This window comes from Dactylosporangium sp. NPDC005572 (assembly GCF_040605515.1).
In the GTDB taxonomy this organism is placed as follows: Bacteria; Actinomycetota; Actinomycetes; order Mycobacteriales; family Micromonosporaceae; genus Dactylosporangium.
Genome location: NZ_JBEXCY010000166.1, coordinates 1 through 25,469, shown reverse-complemented (window position 1 = coordinate 25,469; position 25,469 = coordinate 1). Strand labels below are relative to the sequence as shown.

The 25,469-nt window shown below is 75.4% G+C and carries 21 protein-coding genes; 12 read left to right on the top strand and 9 right to left on the bottom strand.

Annotated features, from left to right (window positions below):
- Nucleotides 1-69 precede the first annotated feature (69 nt).
- Nucleotides 70-1,011, bottom strand: coding sequence for an MBL fold metallo-hydrolase (locus ABZS66_RS45900; protein ID WP_354769346.1), 942 nt, complete (start codon nt 1,009-1,011; stop codon nt 70-72).
- Between the two features lie 260 nt (nt 1,012-1,271).
- Between ABZS66_RS45900 and ABZS66_RS45895 the strand changes: the two genes are divergently transcribed.
- Nucleotides 1,272-2,123 carry an NAD-dependent epimerase/dehydratase family protein gene (locus ABZS66_RS45895; protein ID WP_354769345.1) on the top strand — a complete coding sequence of 284 codons (852 nt, stop codon included), beginning with the start codon at nt 1,272-1,274 and terminating at the stop codon, nt 2,121-2,123.
- Here ABZS66_RS45895 and ABZS66_RS45890 read toward each other — a convergent pair.
- Together ABZS66_RS45890 and ABZS66_RS45885 are read right to left on the bottom strand one after the other, a co-directional pair.
- A complete protein-coding gene (locus tag ABZS66_RS45890) occupies nt 2,109-3,311 on the bottom strand; it encodes an MFS transporter (RefSeq protein WP_354769344.1) in 1,203 nt (400 codons plus the stop codon). The genes ABZS66_RS45895 and ABZS66_RS45890 overlap by 15 nt on opposite strands.
- A gap of 9 nt (nt 3,312-3,320) precedes the next feature.
- Nucleotides 3,321-4,028, bottom strand: coding sequence for an FCD domain-containing protein (locus tag ABZS66_RS45885; protein ID WP_354769343.1), 708 nt, complete (start codon nt 4,026-4,028; stop codon nt 3,321-3,323).
- A 25-nt stretch (nt 4,029-4,053) separates the two neighbouring features.
- On the opposite strand from ABZS66_RS45885, the gene ABZS66_RS45880 reads away from it, so the two are divergent.
- The 3 genes from ABZS66_RS45880 to ABZS66_RS45870 are packed head-to-tail and all read left to right on the top strand — an operon-like array spanning nt 4,054 to nt 5,764.
- Nucleotides 4,054-4,923, top strand: coding sequence for a hypothetical protein (locus tag ABZS66_RS45880; protein ID WP_354769342.1), 870 nt, complete (start codon nt 4,054-4,056; stop codon nt 4,921-4,923).
- A complete protein-coding gene (locus ABZS66_RS45875) occupies nt 4,902-5,627 on the top strand; it encodes a phytanoyl-CoA dioxygenase family protein (protein WP_354769341.1) in 726 nt (241 codons plus the stop codon). Before ABZS66_RS45880 ends, ABZS66_RS45875 begins: the two co-directional genes overlap by 22 nt.
- A gap of 14 nt (nt 5,628-5,641) precedes the next feature.
- Nucleotides 5,642-5,764: a hypothetical protein gene (locus ABZS66_RS45870; RefSeq protein WP_354769340.1), complete on the top strand. Its 123-nt coding sequence runs from the start codon at nt 5,642-5,644 to the stop codon at nt 5,762-5,764.
- Nucleotides 5,765-5,795: 31 nt separating this feature from the next.
- Here ABZS66_RS45870 and ABZS66_RS45865 read toward each other — a convergent pair whose 3' ends face one another.
- Nucleotides 5,796-5,957 carry a hypothetical protein gene (locus tag ABZS66_RS45865; protein ID WP_354769339.1) on the bottom strand — a complete coding sequence of 54 codons (162 nt, stop codon included), beginning with the start codon at nt 5,955-5,957 and terminating at the stop codon, nt 5,796-5,798.
- 202 nt (nt 5,958-6,159) lie between these two features.
- On the opposite strand from ABZS66_RS45865, the gene ABZS66_RS45860 reads away from it, so the two are divergent.
- Nucleotides 6,160-8,103 carry an Hsp70 family protein gene (locus ABZS66_RS45860; protein WP_354769338.1) on the top strand — a complete coding sequence of 648 codons (1,944 nt, stop codon included), beginning with the start codon at nt 6,160-6,162 and terminating at the stop codon, nt 8,101-8,103.
- A 1-nt stretch (nt 8,104) separates the two neighbouring features.
- Here ABZS66_RS45860 and ABZS66_RS45855 read toward each other — a convergent pair whose 3' ends face one another.
- On the bottom strand, nt 8,105-11,251 hold the full coding sequence (locus ABZS66_RS45855; RefSeq protein WP_354769337.1) for a BTAD domain-containing putative transcriptional regulator: 3,147 nt from the start codon (nt 11,249-11,251) through the stop codon (nt 8,105-8,107).
- Between the two features lie 112 nt (nt 11,252-11,363).
- Here ABZS66_RS45855 and ABZS66_RS45850 point away from each other — a divergent pair, with 112 nt between their 5' ends.
- The 5 genes from ABZS66_RS45850 to ABZS66_RS45830 are packed head-to-tail and all read left to right on the top strand — an operon-like array spanning nt 11,364 to nt 16,593.
- The gene (locus tag ABZS66_RS45850; RefSeq protein ID WP_354769336.1) at nt 11,364-12,482 is read left to right on the top strand and encodes an ROK family transcriptional regulator; all 1,119 of its coding nucleotides are present in this window, start codon (nt 11,364-11,366) and stop codon (nt 12,480-12,482) included.
- A gap of 20 nt (nt 12,483-12,502) precedes the next feature.
- The gene (locus tag ABZS66_RS45845; RefSeq protein WP_354769335.1) at nt 12,503-13,744 is read left to right on the top strand and encodes a 6-phospho-beta-glucosidase; all 1,242 of its coding nucleotides are present in this window, start codon (nt 12,503-12,505) and stop codon (nt 13,742-13,744) included.
- On the top strand, nt 13,741-14,718 hold the full coding sequence (locus ABZS66_RS45840) for a BadF/BadG/BcrA/BcrD ATPase family protein (protein ID WP_354769334.1): 978 nt from the start codon (nt 13,741-13,743) through the stop codon (nt 14,716-14,718). The genes ABZS66_RS45845 and ABZS66_RS45840 overlap by 4 nt, the downstream gene beginning before the upstream one ends.
- 7 nt (nt 14,719-14,725) lie before the next feature.
- Nucleotides 14,726-15,283, top strand: coding sequence for an XRE family transcriptional regulator (locus ABZS66_RS45835; protein ID WP_354769333.1), 558 nt, complete (start codon nt 14,726-14,728; stop codon nt 15,281-15,283).
- The gene (locus tag ABZS66_RS45830; protein WP_354769332.1) at nt 15,253-16,593 is read left to right on the top strand and encodes a pyridoxal-dependent decarboxylase; all 1,341 of its coding nucleotides are present in this window, start codon (nt 15,253-15,255) and stop codon (nt 16,591-16,593) included. Before ABZS66_RS45835 ends, ABZS66_RS45830 begins: the two co-directional genes overlap by 31 nt.
- Here the strand turns inward: ABZS66_RS45830 and ABZS66_RS45825 are convergent.
- Complete coding sequence (locus tag ABZS66_RS45825) at nt 16,562-17,908, bottom strand: MFS transporter (RefSeq protein WP_354769331.1); 1,347 nt, start codon at nt 17,906-17,908, stop codon at nt 16,562-16,564. The genes ABZS66_RS45830 and ABZS66_RS45825 overlap by 32 nt on opposite strands.
- A gap of 516 nt (nt 17,909-18,424) precedes the next feature.
- Here ABZS66_RS45825 and ABZS66_RS45820 point away from each other — a divergent pair.
- Entirely contained in the window at nt 18,425-18,967 is a 543-nt protein-coding gene (locus ABZS66_RS45820; RefSeq protein WP_354769330.1) for a TetR/AcrR family transcriptional regulator, read from the top strand.
- A gap of 27 nt (nt 18,968-18,994) precedes the next feature.
- Nucleotides 18,995-21,163 carry an MMPL family transporter gene (locus tag ABZS66_RS45815; RefSeq protein WP_354769329.1) on the top strand — a complete coding sequence of 723 codons (2,169 nt, stop codon included), beginning with the start codon at nt 18,995-18,997 and terminating at the stop codon, nt 21,161-21,163.
- A 137-nt stretch (nt 21,164-21,300) separates the two neighbouring features.
- Here the strand turns inward: ABZS66_RS45815 and ABZS66_RS45810 are convergent, their stop codons facing one another.
- The 3 genes from ABZS66_RS45810 to ABZS66_RS45800 form a co-directional block, all read right to left on the bottom strand.
- Nucleotides 21,301-23,490: an MMPL family transporter gene (locus ABZS66_RS45810; protein WP_354769328.1), complete on the bottom strand. Its 2,190-nt coding sequence runs from the start codon at nt 23,488-23,490 to the stop codon at nt 21,301-21,303.
- 98 nt (nt 23,491-23,588) lie between these two features.
- The gene (locus tag ABZS66_RS45805; protein WP_354769327.1) at nt 23,589-25,133 is read right to left on the bottom strand and encodes an FtsX-like permease family protein; all 1,545 of its coding nucleotides are present in this window, start codon (nt 25,131-25,133) and stop codon (nt 23,589-23,591) included.
- Nucleotides 25,130-25,469: ATP-binding cassette domain-containing protein (locus ABZS66_RS45800; RefSeq protein WP_354769326.1), on the bottom strand; the 340-nt coding region annotated here is incomplete at its 5' end. The genes ABZS66_RS45800 and ABZS66_RS45805, both read right to left, overlap by 4 nt.

The following is a 25,469-nucleotide window of genomic DNA, read 5'->3' as shown; positions in this document are numbered from 1 at the left end:
CTGTTTCCATCACCAACCAGGGGCCGACGTCAACCACCCCAGGTTAAAGATCAAGTTAGGGCCGGCGGCTCACTCCGTCAGGTCGACCGTCTGGCCGCGGACCACCGGGCGGACCGCGCCGCCCAGGCCGGACAGCTCGGCCAGCTGCAGGAAGGTCGACAGCGGCTCACGGAACACCGGGTAGTCGTCGTAGTGGATCGGCACGATCCGGCGCGGGTCGAGCAGGCGGGACAGGGCCACACCGTCGCGGGCGTCCATGGTGACCAGGGCACCCAGGAGGCGGGTGCCGCCGAGGTGGAGCAGGGCCGCGTCGATGCCGCCGAAGCGCTCCGGGATCTCGCGCAGGACGCGGTGGCTGTACCGCGTGTCACCGCTCACGTACAGCCGCAGGCGCCGGCCGTCGGCGGGCTGCCAGTCGATGACGCTGCCCATCGTCACCGGCATCGCCAGGTGCACCCCGGCCGGGCCGTGCCGGGCCGGGACCGCGGTCACCCGCAGCGTCTCGCCGCCGCCGGCCGAGAAGGTGGCGCTCTGCCAGTCGGCCAGGCCCACCGCCTCGCCGAACCGCCACCGCTGCAGCCGCCGGGCGGCCGGGCGGGTGGTGAGCACCGGCACGTCGCGCGGCAGCCCGCGCCGCGCGACCCGGTCGAAGTGGTCGCCGTGCAGGTGCGACAGCACGACCGCGGCGAGGGGCGGCAGCTCGTCGACCGGCAGGGCCGGCTCGGTGCGCCGCCGGCTCCACATGCCGTACCCCAGGTAGGCCCGCTGGCCCAGGTGCAAAAAGTTCGGGTCGGTGAGCAGGGTGAACGCGCCGAGGCGCAGCAGCACGGTGGCGGTGCCGACGAACGTGGCGGTGGCCTCGGCGGTCGGGCGGGCCTCGCCCGTTGCGCGCACCGTCCACGCCTGCTCCCCGGCCGGCGGGGTGCCCTCCCGCAGCGACCGGGCGAGTGCCACGCCGGCTCCGGCCCCCGCGGCGGCCAGCACCGCCGCGCCGAGCGTCTTTCGATCCATGCGGTAGGTCATCTGCAACCACTGCCCGGCGCACGCAGGGGTAACCAAAACGCTCAACCGACGTCTGACGTTTCGATTGGCGCGGGAACCCTCCACAAGGTCGAGCGCCAGGAGGCCGACACGATGCCGGCCGTGACCGCTCCGGCGCGAGGTCGCGCGCGGCGCGGTTCGGGGTGGAGCAGCCCCCGTGAATATTCCCGGTGGTCGTCGCGATCAGCATCACGAGACGCCATCCGGCACGGCGCTCTAGCGTCAGGCGCATGCAGATCGTGTTGACCGGCGGGACCGGGTACATCGGTTCCGCGCTGGTGCGGCGGCTGGCCGCGACCGGGCATGACGTCACCGCCCTCGTGCGGACCGAGGACGCGGCGGCGAAGGTGCGCAAGCACGGCGCCGACGCCGCCGTCGGCGACGCCTTCGACGTGGCGTGGACGGCGGAGCGCTTCGCCGCCGCCGACGCCGTCGTGCACCTCGCCGCGACCGGCGGGCCCGACACCGAACGCCTCGACCGGGCTGTCGTCGCGGCGGCCGTGCAGGCCCTCGGCGGGACCGGCCGGCCCTACGTGCACACCAGCGGTGTGTGGCTCTACGGCGACAACGCGGACATCGCCGAGGACTCGGCGCTGCGGCCGCCGGCGCTGACCGCCTGGCGCCTGCCGGTGGAGGCGACGGTGCTCGACGCCGACCTGGCCGCGACGATCGTCACGCCCGGCATCGTGTACGGCGCGGGCGGCGGCATCCCCGCCGGTGTGCTCCTGCCCGGCCGCGACGAGGCCGGCCGGGTCCGGCTGGTCGGCGACGGCAGCCAGCACTGGACGACGATCCACGTCGACGACGCCGCCGCGCTGTACGCGCTGGTCGCCACCCGCGGTGAGCCGCTGGGCCGGCTCCTGGCGGTGTCCGGGGCCAGCCCGACGGTCCGGGAGATCGCCGAGGCGGCCGCCGGGCCGGACGGCGTCGCCGCCGAGCCGGTCGAGGCGTCCCGGGAGCGGTTCGGGCCGCTGTTCGCCGACGCGCTGCTGCTGGACCAGCAGGCCTCCGGCGCGAAGGCCCGCTCGCTCGGCTGGGCGCCGCAGCGCCCCACGCTGCTCGACGAGCTACGCGCTGCGTAGCTCCTCCTGCCGCGGCCGGGTCGTCAACGGCGACCCGGCCGCGACCGGCCACCACACGGCGAGCTGCGCGAACGCCAGCACCAGCGCGAAGGGCATGAGCGTCCAGGCGCCGTACCCCTGGGTCACCGCACCGGCGAGCCACGGCAGCGCGGCGCCGCCGACGACGGAGCCGGCGTTCATGACGCCGATCGCGGTCGGGGCCAGGCCGGGGCCGGCGAGCGGCGGGACGACGACCATCGCGGTCGGGAACACCGGGCCGAGGAAGAACCCGAGCAGCGCGAACCCGGCCGCGAGCGGCACCGTCCCGGGCAGCGCCCAGGTCAGGGCGGCGGCCACGGTGATGCCGGCGAGGCAGCCGTACATCAGGCCGGCGGCCGTCAGCCCGGCCCGCGTCGCCGCCGAGCCGAGCACGAACCGCCCCAGGGTCAGCCCCAGCCAGTAGAGGCTGATCGTCGCGCCGGCGGCCGTGGCGGTGACCGATCGCGCCTCGACGAGGTAGCTGTAGGCCCAGTTCCCGACGCCGATCTCGAGCCCGACGTACACGGTGAGCAGCAGCGAACCGAGCAGCACGACCCGGCTGCGCAGCGCCGGCCCGAGCAGCCGCCGCCCGGTGTGCGCCTCGCTCACGGCCACGGCGGGGTCGGCGGCCCGGCCCGGGAACAGCGCGGCGACGGCCAGGCCGAGCGGCACCGCCACCCCGGCGAGGGCGAGGAACACGATCGGCCAGGTGGTGAACCGCAGCATCCAGGTCGCCAGCAGCGGCCCGAGCAGGGCGCCGGCGCCGAAGAACGCGTGCAGCCGGTTGAGCCGGCCGGTCGCCTCGGGCAGCGCCGCGACGTACGCGTTGAGGATCGACTCGAGCAGCCCGGTGCCGAACCCGGCGAGCAGCTGGACCAGGACGAACGCGGCGAACGGCGGGCGGGTCGCGATGTACAGCCCGCCGAGCACGTAGGTGGCGACGCCGAGCAGCAGCGCGGCCCGGCAGCCCCAGCGGTGCACGAACGGACCGGTGACCGCGCCGGCCGCCACGAACCCGGCCGAGCCGGCGACGAAGACCAGGCCGAACAGGGTGCGGTCGACGTCGTAGTCGTGCAGCTGGGGCAGCAGGACCACGCCGTTCACGCCGGCGCCGAGGCCCACCAGGACGAACAGGACGTACGAGAGGGCCACCGTGCCGCGCGCGATCACGCCGACAACCTACGGGCCGCCCCCCGGAATGTGAACGGTATTCGAAAGACGGGCGGCCCGGGCGATCCGGCTCAGGTGGTCGGTCATCGCCGCGCGGGCGGCGGCCGGGTCGCGGGCCTCGACGGCGGCGACGATCGCCGCGTGGTCGGCGGCGGTGCCCTCCAGTACCCCGGGGCGCTGCGCGGTGCGGGCCCGGCTGGAGCGGCCGAGCGTCGCCAGGGTCTGCAGCATCGCCGCCAGCAGCGCGTTGCCGGCGACCTCGGCGAGCAGCGCGTGCAGGCGCACGTCGGCGACGAGCGGGTCGGGGTCGTCGAGCGCGGCCCGCAGCGCCGCGACCTGCTCGGCGCCGGCCCGCTCGGCGGCGAGCGCGGCGAGGGCCGGCTCGAGGACCAGGCGGGCCTCGAACAGCTCGTCCATGGTCCGCTCGTTGAGGGCCATCACGAACTGCAGCGGCTCGAGCAGGGCGGCCGTGTCGAGCGACGCGACGAACGTGCCGGCGCCGTGGCGGCTCTCCAGGATGTTCATGCTCACCAGGGAGCGGATCGTCTCGCGCAGGGTGGGGCGGCTGATCCCGAGCAGCTCGCTGAGCTCCCGCTCGGGCGGCAGGCGCTGGCCGGGCACGAGCCGGCCGTCGACGATCATCTCCTGGAGGGCGCGGACGGCGTCGGCCGCGGCGGAGGTGCGCCGCAGCTTCGCGAACTCCGCCCCGCCGGTCATCGGGTCACACTTTACGCTGGGCGCCGTGGTGACCGTCGTGATGATCGACGACGCCGTCGAGCGGCAGCTGCTGGCCCTGCGGCCGCGCACGTGCGGCTTCTGGGTGCTCGACGTGCTCGAACCGGCGGCGGCGTGGGCGGTGCTGCCCGGGCTGCCGGTGGAGCGGCTGCTGCTGGCGGGCGCGGCGGCCGGGCCTGCGCTGCTGCCGCTGGTGCGCTCGGCGCTCGGCTACGATCCGGCGGTACAGGAGCTGCTCGGGTTCCTCCGGCAGCCGTTCCCGCCGGAGGGTCCGGTGCCACCGGTGCCCGCGCGGGCCGAGGCTTCCGTGCGGTCGTTCGCGCTCGGCGCGCCCGGCGACCCGGTCGCCCACGGGCTGTTCCCGAGCCGGGTCACCAAGCTGGCCCGGCTGGCCCTCGCGGCTGAGGGCCGCTACGCCGCCGGTCCGGTCCGGGCGGCCGCCGAGCACGCCTACGACCGGGGCCGGCCGTACCACGCCCACGACGCGCTGGCGTGCGCCCTGGTCCATCCCGCTGTCGACGGGGCCCCGCTGGCGGCTCGCCACGAGCGCTCGGCCCGGGGCCGGCGGTCCCGGCGCAAGACCGCGCAGGTCCTCGCCTGGGCCAGACACGAGTTGTACCTCCCGCCGCCGGTCACCTGCGAGTGCCGCCACGAGCGGTTCCGCCCGCCGCGGGCGCAGTGGGAGGCGGTGCGCCTGGCCGGCACCTGGTCGCGGGTCCGTCCGCTGCTGTCGCCGGTGTCGTCGGAGGGGTGGGGCCGGGCGGTGCACCGCTGTGTCCGATGTGGACGGTACTGGCGGGAGGACGTCCTCTCCTCGGGCCACGCCGACCTCTCCTACGGCTACCCTCTGGACACATGGACGCCGACGGCTACGTGATCCTGCCGGAGCTGCTGCCCGCCGCCGGGCTGGCGGCCGCCCGGGCCCACGCCGACGCCCTGCTGCAGGGCGTGCCGTGGAGCGACAACGACTTCGACGGCCGGCGCACCCGCCGCGTGTACAACCTCCTGGCCGACCCGGGCGCGTTCACACCGCTGCTGCTGCACCCGGCCGTGCGGGCGCTGGTCGCCGAGCGGCTGGGCGCCGAGCACCAGTTCGGCATGCTGTTCCTCTCGGCCGTCGACCCGGGCCAGGGCGCGCAGGTGCCGCACTTCGACGCCGGGGTGTACCCGCTGCCGCGCGACGTCGAGGCCGAGGTCAACGTCATCTGGGCGCTCGACGACTTCACCGCCGCCAACGGCGCCACGCTGGTCGCCCCCGGCAGCCACCGCTGGCCGGCGGGCCGCCGCCCCGACCCGTCGCAGCTCGTGCCGGCCGAGATGCCGGCCGGCAGCGCCCTGGTGTACAGCGGCCGACTGTGGCACGGCGCCGGCCACAACCGCGCGTCCGCGCCCCGCCGCGCCCTGATCGCCGAGCACCTGCTGCCCTGGCTGCGCCCCGCCGACCACCACGCCCTCGCCCTGGGCGCGCCGGGCCTGCGCGCCCTGCCGCCCGAGCTGCGTGTCCTGGCCGGCCTCCCGGCGGGCGGCCGCTACGCGGGCTTCGTCGGCGGCGCCCTCCCCGAGCGCTGGCTGGCCGGCTGAGCGACACTGGACGGGTGCGCATCGGCAACGTCGAGATCCGCCCGCTGGGCGGCGGCCCGGGCTGCCTGCTGATGATCCTGGGTTCGCTGCTGCTGTCGGTCCTGCTCACCCTGGCCGCGAACGCCCTCTTCCGCTGACCGGCCGTACCGTTGAGGCCGGTGCGGGCGACTAGCTGTTGAACACGCTGGCGAAGAACTCCCCGAACCCGTTGGCGATGTCGAGCAGGCCACCGCCGATCGACGAGACGATGTTCGCCGCCGACTGCGGGCGGTACGCGATGAAGAACACCAGGAACGCGAGGCCGCCCCATCTGAGGATCTTCTTGACCATCTGCTGCCTTCCCCTCCCGCCGGGCCGTACGCATTCAGGGTAGTCGTTGAACTACAGGTAGTGAAGACGACCCGTGCATGGTGCACTGACGATCGCAGCACACTGAGGCATCATTCACGACGGTTCACTCACCGCTCCGTACAGGTCGCTGGAGCCGATCGGACGGATATCCAGGCCGGTGGCGATCCGTATATTGGGCGTCGTGGACGTGCGAGGGTACCGGCTCGGGGTCGACTTCGGTACCTCGAACACCGTGGCGATGCTGGCCTGGCCCGACGGGCACGTGCGCCCGCTGCTCTTCGACGGGTCGCCGACCCTGCCCTCGTCGGTGTACGACGACCCCGGCAACGGGCTGCTGGTCGGGCGCGACGCGGTGCACGCGGCGCGGATCAGCCCGGAGCGCTTCGAGCCCAACCCCAAGCGCCGCATCGACGAGGCCGCCGTGCTGCTCGGCGAGCGGGAGCGGCCGACCGCCGACCTGATCGCCGCGGTGCTCGCCCGGGTCGCCGGCGAGGCCCGGCGGGTCTCCGGCGGGCAGCTCGGCCCGGTCACCGTCACCTGCCCGGCCGCGTGGGCGCAGACCCGCCGCGGGGTGCTGCTCGCCGCGGCCGAGCGGGCCGGGCTCGGCGCCGTCACGCTGGTGCCCGAGCCGGTCGCCGCCGCGCACGTGTTCTGGACGATGGTCGGCGACGCGGCCCCGCCCGGCTCCGCGTTCCTCGTCTACGACCTGGGCGCCGGCACCTTCGACGCCTCCGTGGTCCGTCACGGGGCGGGCGCGTTCACGGTCCTGGCGACCGAGGGCCTCAGCACCAGCGGCGGCCTCGACATCGACGCGGCGATCGTCGGCTACCTCGGCGCGGCGCACGCCGGCCGGGACCCGGCCGCCTGGAACCGGCTCGTCCACCCCACCACCAGCGCGGAGCGGCGGGCCAGCCGGATGCTGTGGGACGACGTGCGGGCCGCGAAGGAGATGCTGTCGCGCACCGCGGCGACGATGATCCACCTGCCGGCGTACGACACCGACGTCCCGCTCGGCCGGGACCAGTTCGAGCAGCTCGCCCGCCCGATCCTGACCGCCACGGTGACCGCCTCCCGCGCCGCCGTCGCCACGGCCGGCCTGACCCCGGCGGACATCGCGGGCGTGTTCCTGGTGGGCGGCGGCAGCCGGATCCCGCTCGTCGCGACGCTGCTGCACCAGGCCCTCGGGATCGCCCCGACGGTGGTCGAGCAGCCGGAGCTGGTGGTCGCCCAGGGCGCGGTCGGCGCCGCGAACCTGTCGGGCCCCACCCCGTCGTCCGCGCCACCGTTCCCGGCGTCCCCGGCGTCCGCCCCGCCGTCGTTCGCCCCACCGCCGTCCTACGCGCCTCCGGCGTCCGGGCCGCCGTCATACGCCTCCCCGGCCTCCGCGCCCCCAGCCTCGATGCCGACGCCGCCTCCGCCCGCGCGGGCCTCGGCGTCGGTGTCCGGCGCGCCGTACCCGACCTCGGCCGTGCCCGCCTCGCCCGGCCCGCACCTGGCCAACGCCCCGGTCTCCCCCGGCTTCGCGGCCGCCCCGGTGACCTCGTACCCGGCGTCCCCGCCGCCCGGCACCTACCAGTCGCCGCCCCCGCCGCGCCCCGCGCCGCCCACGTTCCCGCCCACGTTCCCGCCCACGATCCCCGGCGGCCCCTCGACGGCGGCCGCGAAGCGGCGCAGCCCGGCCCTCCTCGTGGGCCTGCTGGTCGCGGTCCTCGCCGTGGCCGGCGCCGGCGTGTACGGCGCGCTGCGCCTGTTCGACACGGGCGACGGCGGCGACGGGGGCAGCGGCGGCGACGGCGGGCAGTCCTCGGTCACCGCCGACGTGGAGTACCCGGACGTCCGGTGGGACTCCAACGCCGAGGAGTTCGCCGGGAGCCCCGGCAAGACGATCGGCTACGACTGCCCGGCCGACGGCACGATCATCACGGTGTGGGGCTCCGGCCCGTACACCACGGACTCGTCCGTGTGCACCGCGGCCGTCCACGCCGGCCGGATCACCCTGGCCTCCGGCGGCCACGTGATCATCGAGATCAGCGCGGGAGCATCGTCGTACGAGGGCTCCACCCAGCACGACATCGTGACCCAGGGGTACGACGCCTACCCCTCGTCGTTCGACTTCGTGGACTGAGCTACGCGGCGAGCGTCGCCGCGGCCAGCCGGTCCCAGCCCGTCGCGGTGCCCTCCCGCACCGCCGCGGCGAACCCCGCGTCGCCGAGGTGCTGCCGGGCGGCCCGCTCGATGCGGGCCGCGTCGGGGTTGGAGCGGTCCTCGAGCCCCCGCACGCCGGCGCTCGCCCCGAGCAGCCGCGCGGCCTGCTCGTACTGCTCGCGGCGCAGCGCGAGGTCGGCGACCCCGACGAGCACCTGCGCGATCGACAACAGGTGCCCCGCCTCGGCGGCCGCCGCGCAGGCCGCCGCGCGGCACGCCCGGGCCTCGCCGAGGTCGCCGGCGAGGTAGCCGAGCAGATCGTGCCGCGCGGCGCGGACGTACGGGCGCTCCGCCTCGGCGCCGAACCGGGTCATCGCGACACCGAGCTGCCGGCGGGCCTCCTCGGCGTCACCGCGCCAGCGGGCGAGCATCGCCTCGGCCAGCGCCAGCTCGGCCAGCGCGTCCGGCCAGGTGACCCGCTGCGCCCGGCGGCGCGCCTCGGCGATGGCGGCCGTGCTGGCCTCCGGGTCGCCGAGCAGCCAGTACAGCACCGCCTGGTGCGACCGCATCCGGATGAGGTCGTCGAGGGCACCGACCTCGGTGATGACCGCGATCGCCTGCTCGTAGAGCTCGCACGCACCGGCGAGCTCGCCGCGCATGGCGATCCGGTCCGCCAGCTCGGTCAGCGCGAACGAGATCCCGTACCGTTCGCCGATCGCCCGGAACCTGGCGAGCGCCGTCTCGAGGTGCGCATCCGCGTCGCGTCCGCCGTAGCCGCGCATGATCCGCGTCTTGCCGAGGTGCAGCTGGGCCAGTGCGCGCACCCACGGGTCCTCGTGCTCCAGCAGCGCCTCGAACGCGGGCAGGATCTCGTCCGGCGCGTGCAGCATGCGCTCCAGCGGGGCGGCGAACGCCACGCGCGGGTCCCTGGACCCGCTGCGCCGGCCGAGCCGGTACGCCTCGCGGATCCACTCCGCCGCCGTGTGCTCGTCGCCCCGCCCGGAGCCCACGAAGAGCACGACGAGCGCGTACACCGTGGCCCGCACCCCGTCGGGCACCTCGCCCCGGGCCGTGGTGGCCGCGGTGAGCAGCTCCATGCCCTCGGCCTTGTGGCCGCCGAGCCACCAGTACCAGCCGGCGCCCGCCGCGAGCCGCATCGCTCCGTGCGCCTCGCCGGCCGCGAGCGCGCCGCGCATCGCGGCGGCGATGTTGTCGTGCTCGAGCTCGAGCGTGGCGAGCCACGCCAGCTGGTCGGCGCGGCGCAGCTGCGGGTCCGCGGCCTCGGCGAGCTCGGTGCACCAGGCGAGGTGCGCGTGGCGCGCCAGGTCGCTCTCCCCCGCCTCCGCGAGGCGGTGCCCGGCGTACTCCTTGATGGTCTCGAGCATCCGGTACCGCGGCGCGCCGTCGCCCCCGGCGATCAGCAGCGACTTCTCGGCCAGCGCGGTGAGCAGCTCGAGCACCTGCTCCGGCTCGACCCCGGCGCCGGCGCAGACCCGCTCGGCCGCCTCCAGGCCCGCCCCGCCGGCGAACACGGCGAGCCGGCGCAGGACCACCCGCTCGGCGTCGGTGAGCAGCTCCCAGCTCCAGTCGACCACCGCGCGCAGCGTCTTGTGGTGCGGCAGCGCGGTGCGGCTGCCGCCGGTGAGCAGCCGGAACCGGTCGTCGAGCCGGTTCGCGAGCTGGTCCAGGGACATGGTGCGCAGCCGGGCCGCGGCCAGCTCGATCGCGAACGGCATGCCGTCGAGGGCCCGGCAGACGCGGGCCATGGTCGCCAGGGTGCCGGCGTCGACCGTGAGGTCCGGGCGTACCGCGGCCGCGCGGTCCCGCAGCAGCCGCACGGCCGGCGCGGCCTCGATCTCGCCGGGGCCGGCGTCGCGGTCCGGCACGGCCAGCGGCGCGACCGGCCACAGGGCCTCGCCGGTGATGCCGAGCGGCTCCCGGCTCGTCGCCAGGACGCGCAGCCGCCGGCACTCGCCGAGCAGCCGGTGCGCGAACGCCGCCGCCGACTCGATCACGTGCTCGCAGTTGTCCAGGATGAGCAGCGCCTCCCGGTCGCGCAGCGCCGCGATGAGCCGCTCCACCGGCTCGGCCTGCGGCGGCCCGCCGAGCAGCGCGTCGCGCAGGCCGAGCCCGGCGAGCGCCGACTGCGCCACGTCACCGTCCGCGCCGACGGGGGCCAGCTCCACCAGCCAGGCCCCGTCCGGCAGGTCGTCGAGCAGCGTGCGCGCGGTCTCCGTGGCCAGCCGGGTCTTGCCCGAGCCGCCCGGCCCGACCAGCGTGGTGAGCCGGTGCCCGGCGACGAGGTGGCGCAGCGCGGCGACGTCGGCGTCCTTGCCGACGAAGCTGGTCAGCTCGGCGCGCAGGTTGGTCCGGCGGTCGCCGGTGAGCTCGGCCCGCCGGCCGACCTCGCCGCGCAGCAGCGCGACGTGCAGCGCGGCCAGCTCCGGTGCCGGGTCGACGCCGAGCGCGGCGGCCAGGGCGTCGCGGGTGCGCTCGTACACCAGCAGCGCCTCGGCGTTGCTGCCGGCCGCGGCGAGGGCCCGCATCAGCGCGGCGACGAGCCGCTCCCGCAGCGGGTGCGCGGCCACCAGGTCGGTCAGCTCCGCGACCAGCTCCGCGCCGCGGCCGAGGCCGGCCTCGGCGTCGTAGAGCTCCTCCAGGGCGGTCAGCCGCAGCCCGTCGAGCCGGGTGACGGCCGCGTCGAACGCCGCGCTGTCCGGCAGGCCGACGTCCTGCATGGCGCCACCGCGCCACAGGCCGAGGGCCTCGCGCAGCAGCCGCACCCGGTGCGCACCCTGCACGGCGCGGGCCTGGGCGAGGAGGCGCTCGAACCGGGCGGTGTCGACGTCGGCGGGCTCGACGCGCAGCCGGTAGCCGTCGGTGTGCCCCTCGACGGCGCCGTCCGGCAGCGCCTTGCGCAGCCGGGACACCAGGCGCTGCAACGCGTTCGCGGCGTCGGCGGGCGGGCGCTCGCCCCAGAGCCAGTCGACGAGCGTCGCCTTCGGGACCACGCGCCCGGGGTCGAGGGCGAGGGCGGCGAGCAGGGCGCGCAGGCGGGCGCCGGGCACGTCGGCGAGGACGCCGCTGTCCGTGCGAACCTCGAAGGCGCCCAGCATCGCGACCTGCACCGCACGATTCTGCCACGCGCGACGCATGGGACTGTTGACACGATGCCAGCGCGGCCCTTACCTTTCTCGGCAACTGTTAAGCAGTTTTCCTATTAGTGCGGAGGAGCGAGCCGTGGTCGTCGGAGGCTCCTCCAAGCTGCTCAAGGCGCTCAACGAGGCCGCCGCCCTCGGCTTCCTGCTCGACCGCGGCCGGCTGACGCGCGCCGAGCTCAAGCAGCTCACCGGCCTGTCCAAGCCGACCGTCTCGGAGGCGGTCCGCCGCCTCACCGAGGCCGGGCTGGTCGTCGTCGCCGGCGAGGAGACCGGCCGCCCCGGGCCGAACGCGGAGGTCTACGCGGTCGACGCGGACGCCGCCTACGCCGTCGCGATCTCCGTGCGCGACACCGCCGGCAGCGGCGCGCCGTCGGTCACCGCGGCCCTGCACGACCTGCGCGGCGAGCGGCGCGGCCGCATCGCCCGGCCGGTCGACTTCACCCGGACCGACCCGGTCGCGGCGGTCGGCGAGACGATCGACGCGCTGTGCGCCGCCGCGGATGTGGGCCGCGGGCCGGTCGCGCACGTGCACCTCGCGGTCGCCGGCGCATTCGACCCCCGCGACCGGGTCATTCACCACGTGGACGTGCCCGGCTGGAGCCGGCCCGGGCTCGTCGACGACCTCGCGCGCGCGGCCGGCGCGCCGGTCGAGATCGACAACGACGTCAACCTGGCCGCCCGGGCCGAGCGGGCGCACGGCGCGGCCCGCGGGGCCGGCGCGTTCGCGCTGCTGTGGCTCGGCGCCGGCGGCCTCGGCCTGGCGATCGACCTCGGCGACGGCCGGCTGCTGCGCGGCGCCCGGGGCGGCGCCGGCGAGGTCGGCTACATCCCGATGGGGACCGGCGACTTCCACGCGCTCGTCGGCCCCGAGGCCGTCGCCGCGCTCGCGGCCGAACACGGGGCCGGCAGCGCCGCGTACCTCGGCGCGCTCGCCGAGCGGATCACGCCCGGCCTGGCCGCCGTGGTGGCGATCCTCGACCCGCCCCTCGTCGTGCTCGGCGGCGAGACCGGCCGGGCCGGCGGCGCGCCACTGGCCGAGGCGGTCGCCAAGGCCATGGCGCGGGCCGCGCCGTTGGAGACGGCGGTCGTGGCCAGCACCGTCGACGACGACGCGCCCCTGCTCGGCGCGGCCGACGCGGCGGTCCTCGCGGTCCGCGAGACGCTACTACGCTCGACGCGCGCTCCAAGCGACCGGTGAACAGTGACAGGAGTCAAGGGTTGAAGATCGCGGTGGTGGGCGGCGGCTCCACCTACACGCCCGAGCTGATCGACGGGTTCGCGCGGCTGGCGCCGTTCGCGTCGGAGATCGTGCTGCTGGACCCGGCGGCCGAGCGGCTCGCCGTCGTCGGGGCCTTCGCGCAGCGGCTGCTGCGCACCCACGGCAGCGCGGCCACGCTGCGCTGGACGTCCGACGTCGACGACGCCCTCGCCGGCGCGGCGACGGTCGTGATCCAGCTGCGGGTCGGCGGGCAGGCGGCCCGCATCAGCGACGAGACGTTCCCGCTCGGGTGCGGCTGCGTGGGCCAGGAGACGACGGGCGCCGGCGGCTTCGCCAAGGCGCTGCGCACGGTCCCGGTGGTGCTCGACATCGCCCGCCGGGCCGACCCCGGCGCGTGGATCGTCAACTTCACCAACCCGGTCGGCATCGTCACCCGCGCGCTGCTCGACCACGGCTACCGCGCCGCCGGGCTGTGCAACGTGGCGATCGGCTTCCAGCGCCGCTTCGCCGCGCAGCTCGGCGTCGACCCGCAGGCGGTGACGCTGGACCACGTCGGCCTCAACCACCTCACGTGGGAGCGGGCGGCCTACGTCGACGGCGTCGACCGGCTGCCCGAGCTGCTCGCCGCGCACCGGGACGCGATCGCGGCCGAGGTACAGCTCCCGCCGGACGTCCTGACGGCGCTCGGCAACGTGCCGTCGTACTACCTGCGGTACTTCTACTGCCACGACGAGGTCGTCCGCGAGGAGCTCGGGCAGCCGACCCGCGGCGAACGGGTGGCCGAGATCGAGCGGCAGCTGCTGACGATGTACCGCGACCCGGCGCTTTCCACCAAGCCCGAGCTGCTCGGCCAGCGCGGCGGCGCGTTCTACTCCGAGGCCGCCGTCGGGCTCATCGCGTCGCTGCACCAGGACGACGGCGGCATCCACGCGGTCAACGTCCGCAACGACGGCACGTTGCCGTTCCTGGCCGACGACGCGGTCATCGAGGTCACCTGCCGGGTCGGCGCGCAGGGCGCCCGGCCGGTGCCGGCCCCGCCGCTGCGGCCCGAGCTGGCCGGGCTGGTCGCCGGCGTCTCGGCGTACGAGGAGCTGGCCGTCGACGCCGCCGTCAAGGGCGGCCGCGACCGCGTGTACCGCGCGCTGCTGGCGCACCCGCTGGTCGGCCAGCACGACACCGCGACCCGGCTCACCGACGAGCTGCTCGCCGCCAACCGCGACCACCTCGCGTGGCTGTCGTGACGGCACTGCTCTATGCCGCCGCCGACGGGGGCAACTCGAAGACCGACGTGGTGCTCGGCGACACCGACGGGCGCATCCTGGCCCGGGTCACCGGCCCCACCACCTCCCCGCACGCGGCCGGATGGCCGGCCGCCCTGGCGACGCTCGCCGAGCTCGTCACCAAGGCCCGCGCGGTGGCGCCGGACCGGCCGCTCGCCCAGCTGTCGGTGTACGTCGCCGGTGCCGACCTGCCGGTCGAGGTCGAGCGGCTCAACACCGAGGTCGGCGGGCTCGGCCTGGCCGAGCGGGTGACCGTCGACAACGACCTGTTCGCGCTGCTGCGGGCCGGTACCGCCGAGCCCGACGCGGTCGGCGTGGTCTGCGGCGCCGGGATCAACGCCGTGGGCCGCCGCGCCGACGGCCGCACGTCGCGGTTCCCGGCCCTGGGCCAGCTCACCGGCGACTGGGGCGGCGGCCAGCACCTGGCGGCGCTCGCCCTGTTCCACGCGGCGCGCGGCGAGGACGGCCGCGGCCCGGCCACCGCCCTCATCGACGCCGTCCGGCTCCACTTCGGACGGTCCACGGTGGAGGACGTCAGCGTCGCCCTGCACCTCGGCGAGCTGGCGGCCGACCGGCTCGACGAGCTGTGCGAGGTCCTGTTCGCGGTGGCCGCGGCCGGCGACGGCGTCGCCTCCCGGGTGGTGCGCCGCCTGGCCGGCGAGATCGAGGCCCTGGTCCGGGTCGCCGCCGACCGCCTGGGCCTGCTCGCCGAGCCCTACGCGGTCGTCCTCGGCGGCGGCGTCCTCACCGCCCGCCACCCCCAGCTGCACGACGACGTGACGGCCCGGATCGCGGCCCTGTCCCCGCGGGCGACGCTGACGATCCTCGACGCGCCGCCGGTCGCGGGCGCGGCCCTGCTCGCCCTCGACGCCCTCCACGGCGCCCCCTGCCCGCCCGGCCTGGAGGCTGCCGTCCGCCGCGGGATTCCACTATAGTGGAGGCGTGGACGTCGGGGCGCTCGGGGAGCGGGTGCGGGCGGAGCGGAAGCGGCGGGGGCTGACCCTCGACGCGCTCGCCGGCGCGAGCGGGGTCAGCCGGAGCATGCTGTCGGAGATCGAGCGGGGCGGGCGCACCCCGACCGTGCTCGTGCTCGACCGGATCGCGACCGGGCTCGGCACCAGCATCGCGCGGCTGCTGCAGGACGAGCGGCCCGCGGGCACCACCGTGCTGCGCCACCACGAGCAGGAGGTCGCCCGCGACCCGGCCGGCTGGGAGCGGCGGGTGCTGAGCCCGGTGCTGCCCGGCGTCGAGTTCGAGTTCATGCGCACGACCCTCGGCCCGCACGTCGACGCCGGCGTGTTCCTGCCGCACGGTGCGGGCTCCCTGGAGTACATCGGGATCGAACGCGGCACCCTGCGCCTGACCCTCGACGGTGGACTCGACGAGGAGCCCCTCGAGCTGCACGCCGGCGACAGCGCCTGCTATGCCGGCGACCGCAGCCACGCCTTCGCCAACCCCGGGAGCGAACCGTGCGTCTACTACCTGGCGATGCGGCTCTGAGCCGCCGCGTCGCGGACCTCGTCCACGGCTACCTCGCGGACCTGCCCGACGGTCCCGTGTGGCGCCCGCCGCAGTTCGCGCCGTCGGCGGTACCCGTGGAGGGCACGCCCGCCGGCGCGGTGCTCGACGAGATCGCCGAGCGGGTCATGCCGCACCCGTTCGGCAACGGGCACCCGCGGTTCTTCGCCTGGGTCAACTCGCCGCCGCACCCGCTCGGCGTGGCCGCCGACGCGATCGCGGCCGCGATGAACCCGAGCGTGGCCGGCGGCGACCACGCCGCGGTGCACGTCGAGCGGGAGGTGGTGCGCTGGTTCGCCGAGCTGGCCGGGTTCCCGCCCGGCGCCGGCGGCCTGCTGGTCAGCGGCGGCTCGGCGGCGACGCTCACCGCGTTCGCCGTGGCGCGGCACCGGGCCGCCGCGCGCGCCGGGATCGACGTGCGGGCGCGCGGGCTGCAGGGCCACGACCGGCCGTTCGTGCTGTACCTCGGCGCCGAGGGCCACGGCTCTGCCCGCAAGGCCGCCGAACTGCTCGGCCTCGGCTCGGACCACGTGCGGCTCTTCGACGACGCGGCGATGCTCGGTCGCATGCTGGACTCGGAGGTGGGCATCCCGGTCGCGGTGATGGCCACGGCCGGCACCGTGAACACCGGCGCGGTCGACGACCTCGCCGCGGTCGCGGACGTGTGCGCGGCCCACCGCGTCTGGCTGCACGTCGACGCCTCCTACGGCGGCCCGGCCGTGCTGCTCCTCGACCGCTTCGCCGACGCCCGGGCCGGGCTGGCGCGGGCCGACAGCGTCTCCCTCGACCCGCACAAGTGGCTGTACGCGCCGGTCGACGCGGGCCTGGTCCTGCTGCGCGACCCGTCGGTCACGCGCGAGGCGTTCAGCCTGGTCCCGCCGTACCTGCGCGCCGAGGGCGACCCGTGGTTCAGCGAGTACGGCTTCGAGCAGACCCGGCCGTTCCGCGCGCTCAAGGTGTGGGCGCTGCTCAAGCACCTCGGCGTCGCCGGCTACCGCGCGCTCATCGAGCACGACCTGGCCGTGGCCGCCCACCTCGCGGCCGCCGTGCAGCTCGACCCGGACCTGGAGCTGCTCGCCCACGGCCTGAGCGTGGTGTGCTTCCGGGTCGCCGGGTCCGACGAGCTGAACCGGCAGGTCCTGGCGGGTGTCCAGGCGTCCGGCCGGGCCTACCTCGCGGGGACCACTGTGGACGGTGCGTTCGCCCTGCGCGCCTGCGTCGTCAACCCCGGCACGACCACCGCCGACGCCGACGCGCTGCTCAGCGCGGTACGGGCGGCGCTGCCGTCGTAGCCGCCTGCACGTCCGCGTCGAAGTGCCGCCGGCCCCGCACGATGACCCAGGCGCCGATCCCGAGCGGGACCAGCAGCACCGCGAACGCCTCGGTGAGCGAGCCGGTGGCGTCGGAGGCGAGCCCGATGAGCCACGGCCCGGCCGCGCCGCCGAGCGTCACCACCAGCTGGAGCACGGCGAAGCCCATCCCCCGCCGGTGGGCGGGCACGATGTCGGCGTTGGCGGCGGTCAGGTTGGGGATCGCGGCCGAGAACCCGGCGTTCGCGACGAGGTACAGCGCCGACTGCGCGGCCAGTGCGGGCATGAGCAGCGAGCCGGCGAGCCCGGCGGTACCGACGAACAACGCGGTGCCGCCGAGGGTGAGCCGCCACCCGGGCCGGCGGCCGTGGTACCGGTCGCCGAGCCGGCTGCCGAGCAGCATCCCGAGCACGATCCCGACCAGCCCGACCCCGCCGGTGACCGCCGCCGCGGCGGCCTCGTCGAGGTCGTAGCGGCGCTGGTAGAAGCTCGGCATCCAGAAGTACAACCCGCCGAGCCCGAAGAACATGATCGTCAACCCGGCGACGACGACGCGCAGCGTCCGGATCCGCAGCAGCTGCCGGATCTGCTGCGGGACCGGCGTCGCATCCGGCTCGATCTCCTGGTGTACCGCCGGCGCCGTGCGCTGCTGCAGCCGTCCGATGTGGTCGCCGATCCCGCGGACGGGCTCGCGGATCGTCAGGCACAGCAGCGCGACGACGAGCCCGGGCACGGCGATGAGCACGAACGCCAGCCGCCACCCGAACGCCTCGGCCAGGGCACCACCGGCGAGCACCCCGATGGGCAGCCCGGTGAAGTACCCGGCCCGCTCCAGCCCGAACGCCCGGGCCCGGCTGCCGGGCGGGAAGTAGTCGGCGAGCAGGCTGGAGGCGGGCGGGTTGTAGAGCTGCCCGGCCCCGCCGAGCGCGACCCGGAGCGCGAACAGCATGGCGTACCCGGTGGCGAGCCCCGACCCGAGCGTCAGCACCGCCCACACGGCGACGACGCCCGCGATGATCCGCCCCCGCCGCCCGGTGTCGGCGAGCCGCCCGGCCGGGATGAGCAGCAGGATCCCGGCGACGGCGGAGGCGGTGGGGATGGCCCCCGCCGCGGCGTCACCGAACCCGAACTCCTCCTGCACCTGACTGAGCGCCCCGGCGAGCAGATTGGCCTCGACCCGGTCGATACAGGCGACGAGCGCCACACAGACGGCCGCCCACCACCCGAGCGGCGCGGCGGCCCCGACCCGCACCCGCACGGGCGCCCGCCCGGCAAACGCATCAACCTCGGCGTACACGCGGACACCTCCGGGAGGGAAACACTGTTTCCAATCCCGGAACGATAGCGGCCCTCCCCCGCCACCCGTCAACCCTGGATCGACGGCCCACAACACCGCCCGCCCCGCGTTGCCCGCCCTCCGCCAGCCCCCCAGATCACGCCTCCCCAGGGCACGCCTCCGCGCGCCCGCTCCACCAGAACCAGCCGACCCCGCCAGGCTCCGCTCCCGCCCGGCCCGGCACCGCTCTCGCCCGCCCGGTCCGGCCCTGTCCATGATCGATGGCACGATCCGGCTGTCATGGCGACCAGAACTCGCCATCGATCATGGAGCCGGGCGAAACCGCGGGCTTCCCGGCTCCGCGCACCCTCGCGTCGCTGGTCGATATAACCGACATGTCGTGATTTTGGTGGCGGAACTGGCGGCAGGCCGAGGTGAACAGGAGCTGGGAGGGCGGTGTGAGGTCGCTCTCAAGGCTGGCCGATCGGTCAGGTTCTGACCGATCGGTCAGGCATGATGAGCGCCGGGAGGTGCAGCATGGTTCGGAGCAACACGCGTGACGAGATTCTGGCCGCGGCCGCGCGCCAGTTCGCCCGCGCCGGGTTCAAGGGCACCTCGCTGCACGACATCGCGGTCGAGGTGGGCTGCTCCAAGGCCGCGCTGCTGTACCACTTCGACAGCAAGGAAGCGATCCTCACCGAGATGTGCGCGCCGGCGATCGCCGAGCTGCGCGAGCTCGCCGCGCGGCTCGCCGGGCTCGGGCCGCATGCGGCGCGGACGGCGGCCATCGAGGGGTTCGTCGACCTGGTGCTGCGCTACCGCAAGGAGATCCAGGTCATCTACGGCGACCTTCCGGGCCTGCTCCAGCAGCCGGAGTTCCTGGAGGTACACCTGATGACCCAGCGTCTGCAGGAAGCGCTGACCGGGCCGTCGGGCTCCCCGGCCGCACACGTGGCGGCCAAGCTCGTGCTGGCCGGCACCGCGGCCGTCGCATTCGACTGCATCGACTACTCCGACGACGACCTGCGGGCCGCGCTCATCGCGGCGGCCGCTCGCGTCCTCACCCCTGAAGCATCCTGAAGCATCCTGAAGGATAAGGACACGGACATGGCAACTGTGCTGTACCGGCTGGGCCGCGCCTCGTTCCGGCATCGCTGGCTCGTGCTCATCGTGTGGATCGTCGTGCTCGGCGCGCTCGGTGGCGCGGCGGCCGCGTTTCGCGGGACGACGTCCAGCGACTTCACGATGCCCGGCACCGAGTCGCAGCGGGCGATCGACGCGCTGAAGACCCAGTTCCCGGAGGCGGCCGGCGCGACCGGCACGATCGTCGTCAAGGTGCCCGACGGCCAGACCGTCGCCGCGAACAAGGACACGATCGACGCGCTGGTCCTGGAGGCGAACAAGCTGCCCGGTGTGGTGGGCGCGCTGAGCCCGTTCCAGACGGGGGCGGTCTCGAAGGACCAGTACGCGATGATTCAGGTCCAGTTCGCCGAGCGGGCCGACAAGGTGACCGACGAGCAGCGCACGGCGTACGAGCACAGCGGCGCGGCGGCGACCCAGGCCGGCCTGCGGGTCGAGCACGGCGGCGAGGTCATGAACGCCGAGCCCGAGGTCGGCGGCAAGGAGGGCATCGGCGTCGCCATCGCCCTCGTCGTGCTGCTGGTGACGTTCGGCTCGCTGGTCGCGGCCGGCATGACGATGCTCAACGCGCTGCTCGGCGTCGGCGCCGGCATGGCCGGCCTGTACGCGCTGTCCGGCGTCATCAGCCTCACCAGCACCGCGCCCGTCCTCGCCCTGATGCTGGGCCTCGCGGTCGGCATCGACTACTCGCTGTTCATCACCTCGCGGCACCGCCAGCACCTGCTCGAGGGCCTCGAACCCGAGGAGGCGGCCGGGCGCGCGGTCGGCACCGCCGGCTCCGCCGTCGTGTTCGCCGGCGCCACGGTCGTCATCGCCCTGGCCGGCCTGGCCGTCGTGAACATCCCCTTCCTGACCGTCATGGGTCTGGCCGCGGCCGGCACGGTGGCGGTGGCGGTCCTGGTGGCGATCACCCTCCAGCCGGCCCTGCTCGCGTTCGCCGGCCGGCGGGTCCTGCCCCGCAAGCAGCGCCGGGTCGGCGGCGGCAACGTCGCGCACCACACGCAGAACTTCGGCTTCCGGTGGGCGCGGGGCGTCACCCGGCTGCGCATCCCGGTGATCCTGGTCGGCGTCGTCGGCCTCGCCGCACTCGCGATCCCGGCCGCCGACATGCGCATCGCGCTGCCGGGCGCGAGCGCCGGCCCGGTCGGCACGCCGGCCCGCGAGGCCGCCGACCTCGTCACCGAGGGCTTCGGCCCCGGGTTCAACGGCCGCCTCGCGATGGTCGTGTCGTCGGACTCGCCGGAAACGACCGCGCAGGCCGCGCAGGACGCGATGGCCCGGCTGCAGGGCACCGAGAACCTGCTCGCGGTCACGCCGCCGAACCTCAGCCAGGACAAGAAGACCGCGCTGCTGGCGATCATCCCGAAGACCGGCCCGACCGACGCGGCGACCGAGGACCTCGTCCACGCCGTCCGTGCGAAGGTGCACGGCATCGACGGGGCCGACATCGCGCTGACCGGGCAGACCGCGGTCGGGATCGACGTGTCGGAGAAGCTGTCGGATGCGATGCCGGTGTACCTCCTGCTCGTCGTCGGCCTCTCGGTCCTGCTGCTGATGCTGGTCTTCCGGTCCATCCTGGTACCGCTGAAGGCCGCGGCCGGCTTCCTGCTCACGGTGGGCGCGACCTTCGGCATCACGGTGGCCGTCTTCCAGGAGGGCCACCTGGCGTCGCTGGTCGGCCTGGACACCCCGGGCCCGCTGGTGAGCTTCCTGCCGATCCTGCTCATCGGCATCCTGTTCGGCCTGGCCATGGACTACGAGGTGTTCCTGGTCTCCCGGATGCGCGAGGACTACGTCCACGGCGCGTCGGCGCAGCAGGCCACGGTCAGCGGCATGGGCCACGGCGCCCGGGTGGTGACGGCCGCGGCCATCATCATGACGTCGGTCTTCGCCGGCTTCATCCTGGTCGACGACCCGGTCATCAAGTCGATGGGCTTCGCCCTGGCGATCGGCGTGGCGATCGACGCCTTCATCGTCCGCATGACGATCGTCCCGGCGGTCGTCTCCCTGCTGGGCCGCGCCGCGTGGTGGCTGCCGGGCTGGCTGAACCGGCTCCTGCCGAACGTGGACATCGAGGGCGAGAAGCTCCGCCAGCACCTGGCCACGGAGCCGGAGCGCGAGCCCGCGCACGTCTGACCCTGGGCGCCATGATCCCGAAGAGTTTTCGTACCCCTGGGTACAAGAACCCTTCGGGATCATGGGCATCGGCTCAGCAGCGAACACAGCGCTGAGGAGCCGGCACCCGAGGGCGCCGGCTCCCGTACAGCATCCGGTCAGCGGGCGGCCGTCACCAGCTCGCGCTCCGCCGGGGCCGGGGCCTCGTGGGCGACCTGTGGGAGCCAGCCCAGCCAGCGCGGCAGCCACCAGTTGCGCTCCCCCAGCATGGCCATGACGGCCGGGAGCAGGACGGCGCGGATGATCGTGGCGTCCAGCAGGACCGCCGCCGCCAGGCCCACGCCCAGCTGCTTCGTCGAGGCCAGGGGAAGGGTTGCGAACAGGGCGAAGACCGCCACCATCACCGCCGCCGCGCTCGTGATCACGCCCGCCGTGCGGGTGATGCCCTCCGACACGGCGCGGCGGGTCGGCAGGCCGCGGTCGTGGCCCTCGCGGATGCGGCTGACGACGAAGACGTGGTAGTCCATCGACAGGCCGAACAGGATCACGAACAGGAACAGCGGCATCCAGTTCGTGATGCCGTCGGCGGCCCGGAAGTCCAGCAGGGACTCGAAGTGCCCGTACTGGAAGACGTACACGAGCATGCCGTAGGCCGCGGCCACCGACAGCAGGTTGAGGACCACGCCGGTCAGCGCGACGACCACCGAGCGGAACGACACCAGCAGCAGGACGAAGGCCAGGCCCAGCACGAAGGCGAAGACGAGCGGCATGCTGCGGGCGAGCTGGTCGTTGAAGTCCTTCGATCCAGCGGTACCGCCGGTGACGCCGACCCAGGCGCCGGGCAGCGTGCCGAGGGTCGCCGGGGCGACCGTGCCGCGCAGCACCGCGAGGGCCTCCTCGGAGGCGCGGTCGGAGCCGCTGCCGGAGAGGCCGACCCGCACGACGGCGACGGTGCCGGCCGGGTTGACCTCGACCGTGACCGGCTCGTGGAGCTTGCCGGTGGCCAGGGCCTGCCGGGTGAAGTCGGCGACGGCGGCGTCGAACGCCGGGCCGGTGACCGACTGGGCGCGCACCACGACCTCGGCCGGGTCGCTGCCGCCCGGGAACGCCGTCTGGATGGCGACGAACGCCTTCGTGATGGGGGCCGACGGGGACAGGTCCTCGACGCCCTCGCCCTTGGTGCGCAGGTCGAGCGCCGGGAAGGCGAGCAGGCCCAGGGCCGCGGTCGCGAGCAGCGCCGAGATGAGCGGGCGGCGCAGCACGAGGCGCAGGATCGCGCTCCAGACGCGGCCCTCGGCGCGCTTGCGGTACAGGCCGGGGATGCGCACGAGGTCGACCCGGTCGCCGAGCGCGGAGAGCAGCGCCGGCAGGACGGTCAGCGAGCCCAGCACCGCGGTGGCGACGACGAGGATGGTGCCGACGGCGAAGCTCACGAACGTGGTGTCGCGGGTGAGGAACATGCCGGCCATCGCGACGATGACGGTGAGGCCGGAGATCCACACCGAGCGGCCGGACGTCTGGGCGGCGACGACGAGCGCGCGGTGGCGGTCGGCGCCGGCGCGGCGCTCGTCGCGTTCGCGGCGGATGTAGAAGAGGCAGTAGTCGACGCCGACGGCCAGGCCGACGAGCAGCATGACGTGCATGGTGGTGTCGACGGCCGGCGCGAGGCGGCTGGCGAACGCGAGCAGCCCGGCGGCGGCGACGACCGCGGTGACGGCGAGGAGCACCGGCAGCAGCGCGGCGACGACCGCGCCGAACGCCACGAGCAGGATGCCGAGCGTCACCGGGATCGACAGCATGGAGAGCCGGTTGAGGCCCTCGTCGAGGTCGTCGCCGATGAGCTTGTCCCCGCTCGCGTCGCCGGCCTGCCCGACGTACAGCTGGGGATGCTTCGCCTGGACCGCGGCGACGGCGTCGAGGACGGGCCCGACCCGGTCCTTGGCCGTCTCGGGGTCGCCGGTGACGGTGAAGGACAGCAGCATCGACCGGCCGTCCTCGGAGCGCACCGGCTCGCCGACCGGCCCGGTGACACCGGTCGCCTGCACGGCCGCGGTGACCTCCCGGACCGCCGCCGCCACCTCGGGGCTGTCGGCGGCCGGGGCCTGGACGATGACCATCTCGCCGGCCTCGCGGACCGGGAACCCGGCGTCGGCGATGACCCGGTCGGCGCGGCCCGACTCGCCGTTGCCGAAGTCGGCGTCCCCGGCCTGCACGGTACCGAGGTGTCCACTCAGGACGGTGACGCCGACGACGAAGACGAGCCAGCCGACGATGGCGAGCGCCCGATGGCGGGCACTCCAGATCGCGAACCGGGCCGCGATCCCACTCACGTGCTCCCTGGAATCCATGCTGCTGACGCTATGGACCGGGGACGCCCGGAACGATCCCGCGAACCCGCCGACCGACGGTGGGGACAGCCCTACCACCCGGCTCGGGCCCACCCGACTCAGGTCACCCGGATCTCCTCCAGGTCGGTGCTGGGGCGCAGGAACAACAGGCCGATCGCGACGATCGCCAGGACGGCCGCCAGGGCGATGCCGCCGTCGCGGGCGAGTTCGGCCCACGGTACCGGGACGGCCAGGTGCAGCTCGGGCTGCTGCTCGATCCGCCAGACCGTGGGGTCGTCGATGGGCGTGGCGTCGCACTGCTCCTGGGTGGTGAGGCAGGTGACCGATCCGCCGCCGCCCGCGGTGACCTCCGAGGCGAGGGAGGCCATCAGGCCGGCGCCGACCGTGAGGGCGACGAGGATCGCCGGGACCGCCGGGACGACCGCCTGCCAGAGGATCGAGCGGGCCAGCACCGGGCGCGGGACGCCGGTCGCGACCAGGGCGGCGTAGGCGCGGCGGCGGGTGAGGATGCCGTCGGCGAGGGCGACGAGCATGCCGAGCGCGGCGAGCCCGACGGCGAGCAGGATCGCCGCGTCGATGAGCTCGACGGTGTTGAGGTAGAACGGGTCCGTCCCGGGGTCCTGGAGCGGGTCGATCGTCCGCTGGTACTGGGCCCGGATGCGGTCCTCGGCCGCGAACCACGAGCGGGTCCACGCCACGCCGCCGGCGAACACCACGCAGACGAGCAGCACGGCGAGGGTGCGCGAGCCGCTCCACGGGTCGGCCATGAGGCGGCTGCCGGCCAGCAGCGGCGCGGGGCGGCGGGCGTAGCGGTGCAGGAGGCGGCCGGTGGTGTACGACAGCCAGCCGGTGCCGAGGACCACGCCGGCCGCGGCCATGAGTGCCCCGCCGTACACCAGGACCGGGAACCAGTCGGCGATCCAGGTGATCTTGTGCTTGTCGGCGAACGTCACGATCGGGCGCAGGCCGGTGAACAGGGCGATGCCGACGCCGAGGACCAGGCCGGCCCAGATCGCCGGCGGGCGCTCGCGGCGGGCCTTGCGGACCACGCCGAGCGGGCTGATCGTCACCCGGCGCATGACCAGCGCGGCGGCCAGGGCGGCGACGACGGGGATGGCGGCGACGCCGGTCGCGATCAGCCAGGCCGGCGGGAGGACGTCGGTGGGCAGCGCCAGCTTCCCCTGCGCGTCCGGCTTGTCCAGCAGCCGGTGGCTCACGAGGTACACCAGGAGGCCGAGACCCGACCCGATGAGCGCGGCGACGCCCGTCTCGGCGGCCGCCACCGTCACCGCCTGGCGCGGGGTGGCGCCGGCGAGCCGGATCGCCGCCAGCCGCCGGTCGCGCGCCGGCGCGCCGAGGCGGACGCACTGCCCGGCGAGGGCGAAGACCGGCACGGTCAGCAGCACGAAGGTGAGGATCACGCCGGGGCGCAGGCCGGGCTCCCGCAGGAGGGGGCTGCTGTACTGCTGGGCCCACTCATCCGAGTTGACGTGCCCCTGGATCAGCGGCCCGATGGCCAGGACGTTGAGGGCGGCGAGGATCGACAGTGCGGCGAGGGCGGCGCTGAACGCGGTCAGCACCACGCGCACCGTGTCGACGCGGGTGCCGGCCAGGGCCAGCCGGACCAGGGTCAGCGGGCTCACCGGCCGTGCCTCCCACCCGGGACGGCGATGCCGAGGCCGCTGGCGTCGAGGACGCCGTCGCGCAGCACGACCTCCCGGTCGGCGTAGCCGGCGACGCGGGCCTCGTGCGTGACGAGGACGACCGCGGTGCGGTGCTCCTGGGCGACCCGCACGAGCTGGCCGAGGACCTGCTCGCCGGAGACGGTGTCGAGGGCGCCGGTCGGCTCGTCGGCGAACACCACGGCCGGCTCGGTGACCAGCGCCCGGGCCATCGCGACCCGCTGCTGCTGGCCGCCGGACATCTGGCCCGGGCGCTGGTCGGCGACGTCGGCGACGCCGGCGCGGTCCAGCCACGCC

Bases quoted from the DNA above. Each gene is read 5' to 3' on its own strand.
- ABZS66_RS45900 (WP_354769346.1), bottom strand. From the start codon at position 1,011: ATGGATCGAAAGACGCTCGGCGCGGCGGTGCTGGCCGCCGCGGGGGCC.
- ABZS66_RS45895 (WP_354769345.1), top strand. From the start codon at position 1,272: ATGCAGATCGTGTTGACCGGCGGGACCGGGTACATCGGTTCCGCGCTG.
- ABZS66_RS45885 (WP_354769343.1), bottom strand. From the start codon at position 4,028: ATGACCGGCGGGGCGGAGTTCGCGAAGCTGCGGCGCACCTCCGCCGCG.
- ABZS66_RS45875 (WP_354769341.1), top strand. From the start codon at position 4,902: ATGGACGCCGACGGCTACGTGATCCTGCCGGAGCTGCTGCCCGCCGCC.
- ABZS66_RS45865 (WP_354769339.1), bottom strand. From the start codon at position 5,957: ATGGTCAAGAAGATCCTCAGATGGGGCGGCCTCGCGTTCCTGGTGTTC.
- ABZS66_RS45820 (WP_354769330.1), top strand. From the start codon at position 18,425: ATGGTTCGGAGCAACACGCGTGACGAGATTCTGGCCGCGGCCGCGCGC.
- ABZS66_RS45815 (WP_354769329.1), top strand. From the start codon at position 18,995: ATGGCAACTGTGCTGTACCGGCTGGGCCGCGCCTCGTTCCGGCATCGC.
- ABZS66_RS45810 (WP_354769328.1), bottom strand. From the start codon at position 23,490: ATGGATTCCAGGGAGCACGTGAGTGGGATCGCGGCCCGGTTCGCGATC.